This window comes from Streptomyces lavendofoliae (genome assembly GCF_014649735.1).
In the GTDB taxonomy this organism is placed as follows: Bacteria; Actinomycetota; Actinomycetes; order Streptomycetales; family Streptomycetaceae; genus Streptomyces; species Streptomyces lavendofoliae.
Genome location: NZ_BMTP01000005.1, coordinates 76,328 through 90,158, shown reverse-complemented (window position 1 = coordinate 90,158; position 13,831 = coordinate 76,328). Strand labels below are relative to the sequence as shown.

Annotated in this window: 16 protein-coding genes; 3 read left to right on the top strand and 13 right to left on the bottom strand. The window is 70.8% G+C overall.

The features are described from left to right. Positions 1–57: 57 nt before the first annotated feature. Both IE109_RS11305 and IE109_RS11300 read right to left on the bottom strand, forming a co-directional pair. On the bottom strand, positions 58–867 hold the full coding sequence (locus IE109_RS11305) for an ABC transporter permease (RefSeq protein WP_189550663.1): 810 nt from the start codon (positions 865–867) through the stop codon (positions 58–60). Then, positions 864–1,883 carry an ATP-binding cassette domain-containing protein gene (locus IE109_RS11300; protein ID WP_189550662.1) on the bottom strand — a complete coding sequence of 340 codons (1,020 nt, stop codon included), beginning with the start codon at positions 1,881–1,883 and terminating at the stop codon, positions 864–866. The genes IE109_RS11305 and IE109_RS11300 overlap by 4 nt, the downstream gene beginning before the upstream one ends. 159 nt (positions 1,884–2,042) lie before the next feature. Between IE109_RS11300 and coaA the strand changes: the two genes are divergently transcribed. Next, a complete protein-coding gene (gene coaA / locus IE109_RS11295) occupies positions 2,043–3,020 on the top strand; it encodes a type I pantothenate kinase (RefSeq protein WP_189550661.1) in 978 nt (325 codons plus the stop codon). A 31-nt stretch (positions 3,021–3,051) separates the two neighbouring features. Continuing rightward, positions 3,052–3,990: a DUF389 domain-containing protein gene (locus IE109_RS11290; RefSeq protein WP_189550660.1), complete on the top strand. Its 939-nt coding sequence runs from the start codon at positions 3,052–3,054 to the stop codon at positions 3,988–3,990. 98 nt (positions 3,991–4,088) lie between these two features. Here the strand turns inward: IE109_RS11290 and glmM are convergent, their stop codons facing one another. From glmM to IE109_RS11270, 4 genes are all read right to left on the bottom strand, one after another. Further along, on the bottom strand, positions 4,089–5,447 hold the full coding sequence (gene glmM / locus IE109_RS11285; RefSeq protein WP_189550659.1) for a phosphoglucosamine mutase: 1,359 nt from the start codon (positions 5,445–5,447) through the stop codon (positions 4,089–4,091). A 109-nt stretch (positions 5,448–5,556) separates the two neighbouring features. After that, positions 5,557–6,075 (bottom strand): 30S ribosomal protein S9, encoded by a 519-nt coding sequence (gene rpsI / locus IE109_RS11280; RefSeq protein WP_031076704.1) that lies wholly within the window; start codon positions 6,073–6,075, stop codon positions 5,557–5,559. A 41-nt stretch (positions 6,076–6,116) separates the two neighbouring features. Next, positions 6,117–6,560, bottom strand: a complete 444-nt coding sequence (gene rplM, locus IE109_RS11275; RefSeq protein ID WP_189550658.1) for a 50S ribosomal protein L13 — start codon at positions 6,558–6,560, stop codon at positions 6,117–6,119. A gap of 413 nt (positions 6,561–6,973) precedes the next feature. Then, the gene (locus IE109_RS11270) at positions 6,974–8,596 is read right to left on the bottom strand and encodes an ABC-F family ATP-binding cassette domain-containing protein (RefSeq protein WP_189550657.1); all 1,623 of its coding nucleotides are present in this window, start codon (positions 8,594–8,596) and stop codon (positions 6,974–6,976) included. A 55-nt stretch (positions 8,597–8,651) separates the two neighbouring features. On the opposite strand from IE109_RS11270, the gene IE109_RS11265 reads away from it, so the two are divergent. Next, on the top strand, positions 8,652–9,563 hold the full coding sequence (locus IE109_RS11265; RefSeq protein WP_189550656.1) for a hypothetical protein: 912 nt from the start codon (positions 8,652–8,654) through the stop codon (positions 9,561–9,563). Here the strand turns inward: IE109_RS11265 and truA are convergent. The 7 genes from truA to infA form a co-directional block, all read right to left on the bottom strand. Continuing rightward, complete coding sequence (truA, locus tag IE109_RS11260) at positions 9,528–10,391, bottom strand: tRNA pseudouridine(38-40) synthase TruA (RefSeq protein WP_189550655.1); 864 nt, start codon at positions 10,389–10,391, stop codon at positions 9,528–9,530. The two genes, IE109_RS11265 and truA, sit on opposite strands and share 36 nt — an antisense overlap. Positions 10,392–10,478: 87 nt before the next feature. Then, positions 10,479–10,976, bottom strand: coding sequence for a 50S ribosomal protein L17 (gene rplQ, locus IE109_RS11255; protein WP_189550654.1), 498 nt, complete (start codon positions 10,974–10,976; stop codon positions 10,479–10,481). A gap of 80 nt (positions 10,977–11,056) precedes the next feature. Continuing rightward, positions 11,057–12,079, bottom strand: coding sequence for a DNA-directed RNA polymerase subunit alpha (locus IE109_RS11250; RefSeq protein ID WP_003956430.1), 1,023 nt, complete (start codon positions 12,077–12,079; stop codon positions 11,057–11,059). Between the two features lie 121 nt (positions 12,080–12,200). After that, positions 12,201–12,605 (bottom strand): 30S ribosomal protein S11, encoded by a 405-nt coding sequence (rpsK, locus tag IE109_RS11245; RefSeq protein ID WP_003956432.1) that lies wholly within the window; start codon positions 12,603–12,605, stop codon positions 12,201–12,203. Positions 12,606–12,669: 64 nt separating this feature from the next. Then, a complete protein-coding gene (rpsM, locus tag IE109_RS11240) occupies positions 12,670–13,050 on the bottom strand; it encodes a 30S ribosomal protein S13 (protein WP_064069941.1) in 381 nt (126 codons plus the stop codon). Between the two features lie 185 nt (positions 13,051–13,235). After that, on the bottom strand, positions 13,236–13,349 hold the full coding sequence (rpmJ, locus tag IE109_RS11235) for a 50S ribosomal protein L36 (protein WP_003956441.1): 114 nt from the start codon (positions 13,347–13,349) through the stop codon (positions 13,236–13,238). A gap of 57 nt (positions 13,350–13,406) precedes the next feature. Then, positions 13,407–13,628, bottom strand: a complete 222-nt coding sequence (infA, locus tag IE109_RS11230) for a translation initiation factor IF-1 (RefSeq protein WP_003956442.1) — start codon at positions 13,626–13,628, stop codon at positions 13,407–13,409. Positions 13,629–13,831 lie beyond the last annotated feature (203 nt).

The window sequence follows — 13,831 nt, the reverse complement described above, 5'->3', positions numbered from 1 at the left end:
GGCGGTGTCCTGTCGATCAGCGCGGATCAGCCGCTCCTGGCGGCAGGGCCGCCCGGGTCAGGCCTTCGCCCGGTACGCCCGCAGGGCCAGCGGGTGGAACACGACGGCTATGCCCGCCGCCCAGATCAGCGACCACATGACCGGCCGGCCGACCTCGCCGCCCAGGAGCAGACCGCGGAAGGCGTCCGACAGGTGCGTCACCGGGTTGACGTTCACCCACGCCTGGAGCCAGCCGGGCATGGTGTCGACCACGACGAACGCGCTGCTGGTGAAGGTGATCGGGAAGATCAGCGTGAAGCCGAACGCCTGCACCTTCTCCGCGTCGCCCGCCAGCATCCCGATGAGCACCGCGCACCACGACACGGCCGCGGCGAACAGGATGATCAGCAGCACGCCGAGCAGGAACCCACCGAACCCGCCCGTGATCCGGAACCCCAGCACCAGCCCGAGCGCGATCATCAGGACGATCGCCCACAGGTGCTTGACCAGGTCGGCGGCGATCCGCCCGAACAGCGGCGCCGACCGGGCTATCGGCAGGCTCCTGAGCCGGTCGAAGACCCCCTTCGTCAGGTCGGTGTTGAGGGCCATCGCCGTGTAGATCGTCATGAACAGGGTGTTCTGGACGATGATCCCCGGCAGCGCGTACTTCAGGTACGCGTCCGGCGAACCGGCCATCTGCCCGCCCATCACGTACGTGAACAGGAGCACGAACATGATCGGCGTGATGCTGTAGTCGACGAGCTCCAGCGGGTTGTGCTTGACGGCCACCAGGCTCCGCCAGGCCATCGTGGCGGTCTGCCGAAGACCCGCGCCGGACCGCACCCGGCCGCCCGCGGTCAGGGGCGCGCCGGCCGTCGTGGTGGTCATGCCGAACTCACCGCCCTCTCGATGTCGCTGTCGTCGGGCTCCGCGCCCCCGCCGCCCCCGTCACCGCTCCCGTCCCCGTCGCCCGGTTCCGCGCGGTGCCCGGTGAGCGCCAGGAAGACCTCGTCCAGCGACGAGCGGCGCAGGGTCAGCTCGCCCACCGCGATGCCGGCCCCGTCCAGCCGCCGCACGACGGCGGGCATCAGCTCCGGGCCGTTCACCGGAGCGGTGATCACGTCGCCCTCGATCTGCGTCTGGTGCCCGGCGGCCTCGGCGACCAGCGCGTGGGCGCCCGCCAGGTCGTCCGCCCGCACCGGCCGCACCTGGAGGACCTGCCCGCCGACCTGCGACTTCAGCTCGTCGGGGGTGCCCTCGGCGATGACCCGGCCCTTGTCGATCACCACGATGTCGTCGGCGAGCATGTCCGCCTCGTTCAAGTACTGCGTGGTCAGCAGGGCGGTCACCCCCTCAGCCACGAGGCCCCGCAGCATGTCCCACAGCTCGCCGCGGCTGCGCGGGTCCAGGCCGGTGGTCGGCTCGTCGAGGAACAGGATCCGCGGTCGCCCGACCAGGCTCGCCGCCAGGTCCAGCCGGCGCCGCATACCGCCCGAGTACGTCTTCACCGCGCGGCCCGCGGCGTCACCGAGATGGAACCGGTCCAGCAGCTCCGCCGCCCGGGCCCTGGCCGCCCGCCGCGGTATCCCCAGCAGGCGTCCGATCAGCAGCAGGTTCTCGGTGCCCGTCAGGTTCTCGTCGACCGCCGCGTACTGACCGGTGAGGCCCACCAGCGACCGCACGACCCCGGCCTCCCGGACCACGTCGTGCCCCGCGACCAGGGCCCGGCCCGCGTCCGGCGCCAGCAGGGTGGCGAAGATCCGGACGGCCGTGGTCTTCCCCGCCCCGTTCGGCCCCAGCAGCCCGAGCACCGTCCCGGTGCGGGCGGCGAGGTCCACACCGGCCAGCGCCTGTGTCTCCTTGAACCGTTTGGCCAGGCCTTCCGCCTGGATCGCGTATGTCATGGGAACGGTCCCCTCGGCTCGGGTCGTACCACGCGAACGCCGGAGCGCGCCGACGCCCACCTATCCCACAACTGTGACGCACGCCACTGACATTCCGCCCGGCGGCAGGGTGACCGAGCACACGGCCCACAACACCGCCGCAAGCACGACAATGGCCGTGTGATCACTTCGCCGCCACGAAGCGCCGCCCACCGCCGTGCGGACACTCCGTACGTCGACCTCACCCGCGACGAGTGGAGCGCGCTGCGGGACAAGACGCCGCTGCCCCTCACCGCCGAGGAGGTCGAGCGGCTGCGCGGCCTCGGCGACGTCATCGACCTCGACGAGGTCCGCGACATCTACCTGCCGCTCTCCCGCCTGCTGAACCTGTACGTCGGCGCCACCGCCAACCTGCGCGGCGCGCTGAACACGTTCCTCGGCGAGAAGAGCGCCCAGCGCGGCACCCCGTTCGTCATAGGGGTCGCCGGTTCCGTCGCCGTCGGCAAGTCCACCGTCGCCCGGCTCCTCCAGGCGCTGCTGGCCCGCTGGCCGGAGCACCCGCGCGTGGAGCTGGTGACCACCGACGGGTTCCTGCTCCCCATGAAGGAGCTCCAGGCGCGGGGCCTGATGTCCCGGAAGGGTTTCCCCGAGTCGTACGACCGGCGCGCCCTGACCCGGTTCGTCGCCGACATCAAGGCGGGCAAGGACGAAGTCACCGCCCCGGTCTACTCCCACCTGATCTACGACATCGTCCCCGGCCGGCGCCTCACCGTCCGGCGGCCGGACATCCTGATCGTCGAGGGCCTGAACGTCCTCCAGCCCGCGCTGCCCGGCAAGGACGGCCGCACCCGCGTCGGGCTCGCGGACTACTTCGACTTCTCCGTGTACGTCGACGCGCGCCCCGAGGACATCGAGGCCTGGTACCTGAATCGTTTCCGCAAGCTGCGGGCCACCGCGTTCCAGAACCCCTCCTCGTACTTCCAGAAGTACACACGGGTCAGCGAGGACGAGGCGCTCGACTACGCCCGTACCATGTGGCGGACCATCAACAAGGTGAATCTGCTCGAGAACGTGGCCCCCACCCGAGGCCGTGCCACGCTCGTCGTGCGCAAGGGCCCGGACCACAAGGTCCAGCGGCTCTCCCTCCGTAAGCTCTGACGACTCCGGACACCCCGAAGGGGCCGCGCCCGTGCTGCACCTGCGCCTGATCGTTCCGGCCGACCGCACCGAGGAGGTGGTCGGCACGATCGAGAAGACGGTCGGCACGACCCACCTGGTCGTCGTGCCCGGCGCCGCCCGCGACCCGGCGGGCGACCTCGTCCTGTGCGACGTCGCGCGCGAGGCGGGCGACGGCCTGATCTCCGGCCTGTGCGCCCTGGGCCTGGACCGGTCCGGCTCGATCGCCGTCGAGGACATCGGGCTGTCGCTCTCCGAGCGCGCCGAGAAGGCCGAGGAGGACGCGCCCGGCGAGGGCGCCGACGCCGTGCTGTGGGAGCAGCTCCAGGACGCCACGCACGAGGAGTCCACCCTCAGCGTCACCTACGTGGCGTTCCTGACCCTCGCCACCATGATCGCGGCGTGCGGCGTGGTGCTCGACAACGCCATCCTGATCGTGGGCGCCATGGCGGTGGGCCCGGAGTTCGGCCCGCTCGCGGGCATCTGCACGGCCCTGGTGCAGCGGCGGCCACGGCTCGCGGTGCGGTCGCTGGTCGCCCTGCTGGTGGGGTTCGCGGCGGCCATGGCGCTGACGGTGCTGTTCGGGCTCGCCATGGACGCGGCCGGCCTGTTCAGCGAGAGCCTGCTGCACGGCGAGCGGCCGAACACCGGGTTCATCTACGCGCCGGACTGGTTCTCGTTCGTCGTCGGCCTCCTCGCGGGCGCCGCCGGCACGCTGTCGCTCACGTCGGCGAAGTCGGGGGCGCTGGTCGGCGTGGCCATCTCGGTCACCACCGTCCCGGCGGCGGCCAACGCCGCCGTGGCGCTGGGCTACGGCGACCTGGACCAGACGAAGGGCTCGGTCGAGCAGCTGCTGCTGAATCTGCTGGCAATCATCGTCGCCGGCACGCTGACGCTGCTGGCGCAGAAGTTCTTCTGGGCGCGGCAGCGCGGCCGTACGCAGCGGGCCTGAGGACGCGCGCGTACGGAAAGCCGCGCACACGGAGAGCGCGTACGGGAGAGGGGCGCCCCGCCGGCCATGGCGGGGCGCCCCTCTCCCGTACGACGACGTCAGCCGAGGGCGGACTTCACCACGTCGGCGAGCTCACCGGCGACCGAGCGGGCCTGCTCGATGTCGGCGGCCTCGACCATGACGCGCACCAGCGGCTCGGTGCCCGACGGGCGCAGCAGGACGCGGCCGGTGCTGCCGAGCCGGCGCTCGGCGTCCGCGACGGCGTTGCCCAGCTCGGCGGAGGTCTTCACGCGCGACTTGTCGACGTCCTTGACGTTGATCAGGACCTGCGGCAGGCGCTCCATGACCCCGGCCAGCTCGGCCAGCGGCCGTCCGGTCGCCGCGACGCGGGCGGCGAGCAGCAGACCGGTGAGGGTGCCGTCGCCGGTGGTGGCGTGGTCCAGGACGATGACGTGCCCGGACTGCTCGCCGCCGAGGGCGTAGTCGTGCTCCTTCATCGACTCCAGCACGTAGCGGTCGCCGACCGCCGTCTGGACGAGCTGGAGGCCCTCGCGCTCCATGGCGAGCTTGAAGCCCAGGTTCGACATGACGGTCGCCACGACGGTGTCGCCGCGCAGGGTGCCCGCCTCGCGCATGGCGAGGGCGAGCACGGCGAGGATCTGGTCGCCGTCGACCTCGGCGCCCGTGTGGTCCACGGCCAGGCAGCGGTCGGCGTCCCCGTCGTGGGCGATGCCGAGGTCGGCGCCGTGCTCGACGACGGCGGCCTTCAGCATCTCCAGGTGCGTGGAGCCGCAGCCGTCGTTGATGTTGAGCCCGTCGGGGGTGGCGCCGATGGTGATGACCTCGGCACCGGCCTGCTGGAACGCGGCGGGCGACACCCCGGACGCGGCGCCGTGCGCCTCGTCCAGCACGATCTTGAGCCCCTCGAGCCGGTTCGGCAGGACGCTCAGCAGGTGGGCGACGTACTGGTCGAAGCCCTCGTGGTAGTCGGCGATCCGGCCGACGCCGGCGCCGGTCGGCCGGTCCCACGGCTCACCGGTGCGGTGCTGGTCGTACACCGCCTCGATCCGGTCCTCCAGCTCGTCGGCCAGCTTGTGGCCGCCGCGCGCGAAGAACTTGATCCCGTTGTCCGGCATGGCGTTGTGGCTGGCGGAGAGCATCACGCCCAGGTCGGCGCCGAGCGCGCCGGTCAGGTACGCGACGGCCGGCGTCGGCAGCACGCCGACCCGCATGACGTCCACACCGGCGCTCGCGAGGCCCGCCACGACGGCGGCCTCCAGGAACTCTCCCGACGCACGGGGGTCACGCCCGACCACTGCGGTCGGCCGGTGTCCTTCAAAGGTCCCCGCCTCGGCGAGCACGTGCGCCGCCGCGACCGACAGGCCGAGCGCGAGCTCAGCCGTCAGGTCCGCGTTGGCGACGCCGCGCACGCCGTCCGTGCCGAAGAGTCGTCCCACAGCTGTCCTCCGAGTTACTCCGAAAAAGCAAGGTGAAGCGTATAGACGTACGCCCCGGCAGCACGGAGGTGCCGCCGGGGCGTACGTTGAGCAGACCGAGCAGGCGTGATTAGCGCTTGCTGTACTGCGGGGCCTTACGGGCCTTCTTGAGACCGGCCTTCTTGCGCTCGACGGCACGGTCGTCGCGGCTCAGGAAGCCGGCCTTCTTCAGCGGGCCGCGGTTGTTGTCCACGTCCGCCTCGTTCAGGGCGCGGGCCACGCCGAGGCGCAGGGCGCCGGCCTGACCGGAGACGCCGCCACCCGAGATGCGGGCGATGACGTCGTAGCGGTTGTCGAGCTCGAGCACCTTGAAGGGCTCGTTGACTTCCTGCTGGTGCACCTTGTTCGGGAAGTAGTCCTCGAGGGTGCGACCGTTGATCTTCCACTTGCCGGTGCCCGGGACGATCCGGACGCGGGCGATGGCGTTCTTGCGGCGGCCCAGGCCGGCGGCCGGCTGCGGCTCGCCGAAGCGGGACGCGAGGGACTCCGAGGTGTACTCGCCCTCGACGGGGACCTCGGACTCGAAGGTGGTGACCTCGGCGTAGGTCTCCTCGCCCTCGATGGGGTTCTCAACAGTGGTCTCGGCCACGATGCTCCTCAGATTCTTTTCGTCTTAGGGGGTGGCCGGACTTACTGCGCGACCTGGGTGATCTCGAACGGGACCGGCTGCTGGGCAGCGTGCGGGTGGTTCTCGCCCGCGTAGACCTTCAGCTTCGAGAGCATCTGACGGCCGAGGGAGTTCTTGGGGATCATGCCCTTGATGGCCTTCTCGACGGCCTTCTCCGGGTTCTTGTCCAGCAGCTCGTCGTAACGGATCGAGCGCAGACCGCCCGGGAAGCCGGAGTGACGGTAGGCCAGCTTCTGGGTCTTCTTGTTGCCGGACAGGTGGACCTTGTCAGCGTTGATGATGATGACGAAGTCGCCCATGTCCATGTGGGGGGCGTACACGGGCTTGTGCTTGCCTCGGAGGAGGTTCGCAGCCGTGGTCGCCAGACGGCCCAGGACAACGTCCTGCGCGTCGATGATGTGCCACTGGCGAGTGACATCGCCGGGCTTGGGGCTGTACGTACGCACTTCGTAGCCTTCGCTTCTTCAGTGGATGGAGTCCAGACACACCTGAAGCGATCATGCAGCTGGGGCCTGCACTGCCGGGAACACCGCCCGTATGCGAGCCACTGGTAACTGCTCCAGGGAACTTGCGTAAGGGCTCTTCGCGTAGGAACGACGAAGCCGATACGCATAACAAACGGCAACAGTACCCGCGCCGCCCCCGACGGGTCAAAACCGCCCCCTCCGCACGGCGCGCGCACAGGCCGGAACCGGCCGGGGCGCCGCCCGGCCGACGGGCCGGAACCGGCCGGGGCGCCGGGCCGGAACCGGTCAGGCCGCACCCGGCGGACGCCCCCGGACACCCGCGCGCCCGCCTCCGCCGCCTTACCCACCCACGGCGCGCCGAGCGCCCGGGCGAGCGCCTCGGCCGCACCCGGCTACCGCGCCCGCTCGACCCGCCGCTCGTCCCACACCGGCTCCGGCGTCTCGCGTACGACGCCGTCCGCGCCGAAGACCAGGTACCGGTCGAAGGACCGCGCGAACCAGCGGTCGTGCGTGACCGCCAGCACCGTCCCCTCGTACGCCTCCAGCCCCACCTGGAGCGCCTCGGCCGACTCCAGGTCCAGGTTGTCCGTCGGCTCGTCCAGCAGCAGCGCGGTCGTCCCCGCGAGCTCCAGCAGCAGGATCTGGAACCGCGCCTGCTGCCCGCCCGACAGCCGGTCGAAGACCTGGTCGCCCTGCCGCTCCAGCTCGTACCGCCGCAGCGCGGACATCGCCCCGCCCCGGTCCTTGGCGTGCTCCGTCCACAGGATGTCGACCAGCGTCCGGCCCAGCAGCTCGGGGTGGGCGTGGGTCTGCGCGAAGTGACCCGGCACCACCCGCGCGCCCAGCTTCCAGGCACCGGCGAAAGCCACCGACGCGTCCCCCGCCAGCAGCCGCAGGAAGTGCGACTTCCCCGAACCGTTCGACCCGAGGACCGCGACCCGCTCACCGTAGAAGACCTCAAGGTCGAAGGGCTTCATCAGCCCGACCAGCTCCAGCCCCTCGCAGGTGACGGCCCGCACCCCGGTGCGCCCGCCCTTCAGCCGCATCCGGATGTCCTGCTCCCGCGGCGGCTCCGGCGGCGGACCGGCCTCCTCGAACTTCCGCAGCCGGGTCTGGGCGGCCTGGTAGCGCGAGGCCAGCCCGTCGTTGTACGCGGCCTTGTTCTTGAGGGTGTTGACCAGCTGCCGGAGCTGCGCGTGCTTCTCCTCCCAGCGCCGCTGGAGCTCCTCGAAGCGGGCGAACCGCTCCCGCCGCGCCTCGTGGAACGTCGCGAAGCCGCCGCCGTGCACCCACACGTCCGACCCCGCGGGGCCCGGCTCCACCGCCACGATCTTCTCGGCGGCCCGCGCCAGCAGCTCCCGGTCGTGCGAGACGAACAGAACCGTCTTGCGGGTCTCGGCCAGCCGCTCCTCCAGCCACCGCTTGCCGGGCACGTCCAGGTAGTTGTCCGGCTCGTCGAGCAGCAGGACCTCCTCAGGGCCCCGCAGCAGCGCCTCCAGCACCAGCCGCTTCTGCTCACCGCCGCTGAGCGTGCGCACCTCGCGGAACCGGGCCTTCTCGTACGGCACTCCCAGCGCCGCCATGGTGCACATGTCCCAGACGGTCTCGGCCTCGTACCCCCGCGCCTCCGCCCAGTCGCTCAGCGCCTGCGCGTACGCCATCTGCGCGCCCTCGTCGTCGACCGTGAGGATCAGGTGCTCGGCCGCGTCCACCGCGGCCGCCGCGTCCCGGATCCGCGCCGGGGCGACCGACACCAGCAGGTCCCGCACGCTGCGCTCGTCGCGCACCGATCCCACGAACTGCGGCATCACGCCCAGCCCGCCGGAGACGGTCACGGACCCGCCGTGCGGCTGGAGGTCCCCCGCGATCAGCCGCAGCAGCGTCGTCTTGCCCGCCCCGTTCGCGCCGACGAGCGCCACGACCGCGCCCTCGCCCACGCGGAACGACACGTCGCCGAGCAGCACCCGCCCGTCCGGCAGGTAGTACTCCAGATGCCCGACCTCTACATGTCCCATGGGCGCATTGTCTCCGGGGGCCGCCCCCTGCCCCAACCGGTTTAGGATGCGCGGCATGAGCTTTGGGGGACCCCAGTGGCCGCAGCAGCCGCAAGACCCGTACGAGCGGGATCCGTACCAGCGGAACCAGGACCCGTACCAGCGGGACCAGCCGCCCGCGACGCCGGACTGGAGCGCCCTCGCGGAGGCATCCGCGGCCCGCACCCGGCGTAAGCGCCTGCTGCTCATCGGCGGTGCGGCGCTCGCCACCGCGCTCGTGGGCACCGTGATCGCGGCGGCCATCGTCTCCGCCGACAAGAAGGACGACGACGGGGCCAACCTCGCGGACACCACCAGCGCGGCTCCCGAGCTGCCCACCGACACCGCCAAGCCGCAGCCGTCCTTCTCCTCGGTGGCTCCCCCGCCGCCGCCGGACCCGATGGACTTCATCTCCAGCGCCCGGAAGGACACCGCGCCGCTCGGCGCCGAGTCCCTGTTCCCCGGCAGGAAGCTCACCATGGGCGACCGCGTCCACAAGAAGGGCGCCACCGCCTCCACCACGAACTGCGCGGCGGCGGCGGAGGACGGCCTCGGCGCGGTCCTGGAGCGCAACGGCTGCCGACGCGTCATCCGCGCCACGTACGAGAAGGACGGCGTCGCCGTCACGGTCGGCGTCGCGCTGTTCGACACCAAGGAGGCCGCGCTCCGGGCCAAGGAGCAGACGGTCGGTGGCGTCACCCCGCTCGCCGGGTCCGGCGTCGACGGCTTCTGCCGGGCGCAGACGGTGTGCCTGCGCCGCGCCAACACGCTCGGCCGGTACGCCTACTTCACCCAGGCGGGCTTTACCAGCGGCAAGAAGGTCACCAAGAGCGACCGGGCGGTCTTCCAGGTCAGCGACGACCTCGGGGCTTTCACGTTCAACCAGATCTACGCCCGGGGCCGCGCGCAGGCCTCAGCAGCAGCCACCGCTCCCGCCGCGGACCAGTGAGCGCTTGTTGCGGGCCTCCAGGTTCCTGGATGCCAGCAGCTCGTCGGCCGGGTAACCGACCTCCTCCAGCGTGAGCCCGTGCGGGCGCACCACGTGGACGGCCGAGTCCCGCACACCGGCGGCCAGCACCTTCCCCGGCCAGTCCACCGGCCGGTGCCCGTCGCCCACGAACAGCAGCGCGCCGACCAGCGAGCGGACCATGTTGTGGCAGAAGGCGTCCGCCTTCACCGTGGCCTCCAGGACGCCGGAGGGCAGCCGCTCCCACCGCAGCTCCTGGAGCGTGCGGATGGTCGTCGCCCCTTCGCGCTTCTTGCAGTACGCGGCGAAGTCGTGCTCGCCCAGCAGCGGCTCGGCGGCGACGTTCATCGCGTCGACGTCCAGCGGCCAGTCGTGCCACAGGATGTGCCCGCGCAGCAGCGGGTCGACGCCGCCGGGTTCGTCGGTCACCCGGTACGCGTACCGCCGCCAGATCGCCGAGAACCGCGCGTTGAAGCCGGCCGGCGCCTCCTCGACCCGCCACACCCGCACGTCGTGCCCCAGCCGCCCGGCCAGCCGCCGCAGCAGCTTGTCCCGGTGTTCGGCCCACACCGCCTCCGGCAGGTCGACGTGGGCGACCTGCCCGCGCGCGTGCACGCCGGCGTCCGTCCGGCCCGCGACGGTCAGCTCGTACGTCTCGGACGACCGGGTCACGGTGCGCAGCGCGTCCTCGATCTCCCCCTGCACGGTCCGCTGCCCGCCGGCCTGCTTGGCCCAGCCGTGGAAGTCCTTGCCGTCGTACGAAAGGTCCAGCCGCACCCGTACGGAACCGGGCTTCACGTCATCGCTCACGCGACCCATCCTCTCAAGTGGCCTCTCAAGCGGAACGGGCCCGCCCCCCGCGAGGGGGACGGGCCCGTCCGTCAGCCGTCAGAACGCTCAGGCGTCCTTCGACTCCTCGGCCGGAGCCTCGGTGGCCTCGTCGGCCTTGGTGTCCTCGGCCTTGGCGGCCTCGTCGGACTCCTTCACCGCGCGCTTGGTCGCGGCCTCGGCCTCGGCGACGGTCGCCTTCTTGGCGATCTCGCCCTCGACCAGCTCGATCACGGCCATCGGGGCGTTGTCGCCACGACGGTTGCCGATCTTGGTGATGCGGGTGTAGCCACCCGGGCGCTCGGCGTAGCGCGGAGCGATCTCGGTGAAGAGCGTGTGGACGATGCCCTTGTCCGTGATCGTCTGCAGCACCAGGCGACGGTTGTGGATGTCGCCCTTCTTCGCCTTGGTGATCAGGCGCTCGGCGACCGGACGCAGGCGGCGGGCCTTGGCCTCGGTCGTGGTGATGCGGCCGTGCTCGAAGAGCGCCTTCGCGAGGTTCGCGAGGAGCAGCTTCTCGTGCGCGGCGCTGCCGCCCAGACGGGCACCCTTGGCGGGCTTCGGCATGGTGTTTCTCCTTGTGATCTGCCCCGGCCGTGTCAGGTACCGGGGTCAGGGCCCCGCAGGCGGTCGCCTGCGGGCAGTGATCAGTACTGCTCGGTCTCGACGAAGCCCGCGTCCGCGTCGTCGTCGGCGCCGAAGGCGTCGGCGGCGGCGGTCGGGTCGAATCCGGGCGGGCTGTCCTTGAGGGCCAGGCCCATGCCGGCCAGCTTCGCCTTGACCTCGTCGATCGACTTCGCACCGAAGTTGCGGATGTCGAGCAGGTCGGCCTCGGAACGCGCCACGAGCTCACCCACGGAGTGGATGCCCTCGCGCTTGAGGCAGTTGTACGAACGAACGGTGAGCTCGAGCTCCTCGATCGGCAGCGCCAGGTCGGCGGCGAGGGCGGCGTCCGTGGGGGACGGGCCCATGTCGATGCCCTCGGCGTCGATGTTGAGCTCGCGGGCCAGGCCGAACAGCTCGACCAGGGTCTTGCCGGCCGACGCCATGGCGTCACGGGGACGCATGGCCTGCTTGGTCTCGACGTCCACGATCAGCTTGTCGAAGTCGGTGCGCTGCTCGACACGCGTCGCCTCGACCTTGTACGTGACCTTGAGGACCGGCGAGTAGATCGAGTCGACCGGGATACGGCCGATCTCCTGGCCCACCTGCTTGTTCTGGACGGCGGAGACGTAGCCGCGACCGCGCTCGACGGTCAGCTCCATCTCCAGCTTGCCCTTGCCGTTCAGCGTGGCGAGCACCAGGTCGGGGTTGTGCACCTCGACACCGGCCGGCGGGGCGATGTCGGCCGCGGTCACGAGGCCCGGGCCCTGCTTGCGCAGGTACATCACGACCGGCTCGTCGTGCTCGCTGGACACGACCAGCTGCTTGATGTTCAGGATGAGGTCGGTGACGTCCTCCTTGACGCCCGGCACGGTGGTGAACTCGTGCAGGACACCGTCGATGCGGATGGACGTGACCGCCGCACCCGGGATCGAGGAGAGGAGCGTACGGCGGAGCGAGTTGCCGAGCGTGTAGCCGAAGCCCGGCTCCAGCGGCTCGATGACGAACCGCGAGCGGTACTCGTCGACGACCTCTTCGGTCAGCGAGGGACGCTGAGCGATAAGCATGGTGTGTTTCCTTCAGTCGTGGACGCCCGCTATTTGACGTCCTCGGATAGTGCAAGGGTACGGGCGGCACGCCCCCGAAGAGCCGTACCGCCCGCGAATCCCTGCGAAAAGCAGCCGTGCGTCAGACGCGGCGGCGCTTCGGCGGGCGGCAGCCGTTGTGCGGGGTGGGGGTGACGTCCTGGATCGAGCCGACCTCGAGGCCGGTGGCCTGGAGGGAGCGGATCGCGGTCTCACGGCCGGAGCCGGGACCCTTGACGAAGACGTCGACCTTGCGCATGCCGTGCTCCTGCGCGCGGCGGGCGGCCGACTCGGCGGCCATCTGCGCGGCGAAGGGGGTGGACTTGCGCGAGCCCTTGAAGCCGACGTGGCCGGCGGAGGCCCAGGAGATCACGTTGCCCGAGGGGTCCGTGATCGAGACGATGGTGTTGTTGAACGTGCTCTTGATGTGGGCGTGCCCGTGAGCGACGTTCTTCTTTTCCTTGCGGCGCACCTTCTTGGCAGCGCCCTGACGACCCTTGGGGGGCATGTCTTACTCCTACGGGAGGTGGTCGGTCCTACAGCGAAGACCGTGGACAGTCGTCCGCTGCGGACTACTTCTTGCCCGGCTTCTTCTTGCCGGCGATGGCGCGACGCGGGCCCTTGCGGGTACGGGCGTTCGTGCTGGTGCGCTGGCCGTGGACCGGCAGACCGCGACGGTGGCGCAGACCCTGGTAGCAGCCGATCTCGACCTTGCGGCGGATGTCGGCCTGGATCTCGCGGCGGAGGTCACCCTCGGTCTTGAGGTTGGCGTCCACGTACTCGCGGATCTTGACCAGGTCCTCTTCGGACAGGTCACGAACGCGGGTGTTCGGGTTCACACCGGTGGAGGCGAGGGTCTCCTTCGCCAGGGTGCGGCCGATACCGAAGACGTAGGTGAGTGCGACCTCCACACGCTTGTCGCGCGGGATGTCGACACCGGAAACGCGTGCCATTCAATGGCTCCTGTGTGTTCGGGGGTCTTCCGCAGCGCCGCTCCGTGGCCGCCGTACGAGGTACGGACCAGGTCCCCGGCCCCCGCCGGAGGTGTCGCCGACCCTGTCCGGGTTTGGCGGGCGCTGCGTATGTACGAATTTGCTCGCGTCGCGCGAAGAACTGCGGAAATGCAGGTCGGCGTGCGTCAGCCCTGGCGCTGCTTGTGGCGCAGGTTGTCGCAGATGACCATGACCCGGCCGTGACGGCGGATCACCTTGCACTTGTCGCAGATCTTCTTGACGCTCGGCTTGACCTTCATGGGATGTGAGGTTCTCCGGGTCAGTGCCACCACCCCGCGAACGGGGCGCGACAAGATCTACTTGTATCGGTAGACGATCCGCCCACGCGTCAGGTCGTACGGAGACAGCTCCACGACGACCCGGTCGTCCGGAAGGATACGGATGTAGTGCATCCGCATCTTGCCGGAGATGTGCGCGAGGACTTTGTGACCGTTCTGGAGCTCCACCTTGAACATGGCGTTCGGCAGGGACTCGATCACGGTGCCCTCAATTTCGATGGCACCTTGCTTCTTGGCCACGCTTCGCCCTTCGAATCGGCTACCTTGATCGACTCTCGTCGCCGTGTGAGGACACACGGGTACACGAGAGCCGACGCATCAGTCTACGTCAGCCCTGTGGAAAAGACGAATCCCCAGAGCTTGCCCACCGCGGGAGATCGTTACCCCACCCCGGAGTCCCCGGTCCCGTCGCCGGGTCGCCGGCCCGCCGGGGCCGGCCGCCC

Bases quoted from the DNA above. Each gene is read 5' to 3' on its own strand.
- rpsK (WP_003956432.1), bottom strand. From the start codon at position 12,605: ATGCCCCCCAAGGGTCGTCAGGGCGCTGCCAAGAAGGTGCGCCGCAAG.
- rplQ (WP_189550654.1), bottom strand. From the start codon at position 10,976: ATGCCGAAGCCCGCCAAGGGTGCCCGTCTGGGCGGCAGCGCCGCGCAC.
- rpmJ (WP_003956441.1), bottom strand. From the start codon at position 13,349: ATGAAGGTCAAGCCGAGCGTCAAGAAGATCTGCGACAAGTGCAAGGTG.
- IE109_RS11250 (WP_003956430.1), bottom strand. From the start codon at position 12,079: ATGCTTATCGCTCAGCGTCCCTCGCTGACCGAAGAGGTCGTCGACGAG.
- IE109_RS11265 (WP_189550656.1), top strand. From the start codon at position 8,652: ATGAGCTTTGGGGGACCCCAGTGGCCGCAGCAGCCGCAAGACCCGTAC.
- rpsM (WP_064069941.1), bottom strand. From the start codon at position 13,050: ATGGCACGCGTTTCCGGTGTCGACATCCCGCGCGACAAGCGTGTGGAG.
- IE109_RS11270 (WP_189550657.1), bottom strand. From the start codon at position 8,596: ATGGGACATGTAGAGGTCGGGCATCTGGAGTACTACCTGCCGGACGGG.
- IE109_RS11305 (WP_189550663.1), bottom strand. From the start codon at position 867: ATGACCACCACGACGGCCGGCGCGCCCCTGACCGCGGGCGGCCGGGTG.
- IE109_RS11300 (WP_189550662.1), bottom strand. From the start codon at position 1,883: ATGACATACGCGATCCAGGCGGAAGGCCTGGCCAAACGGTTCAAGGAG.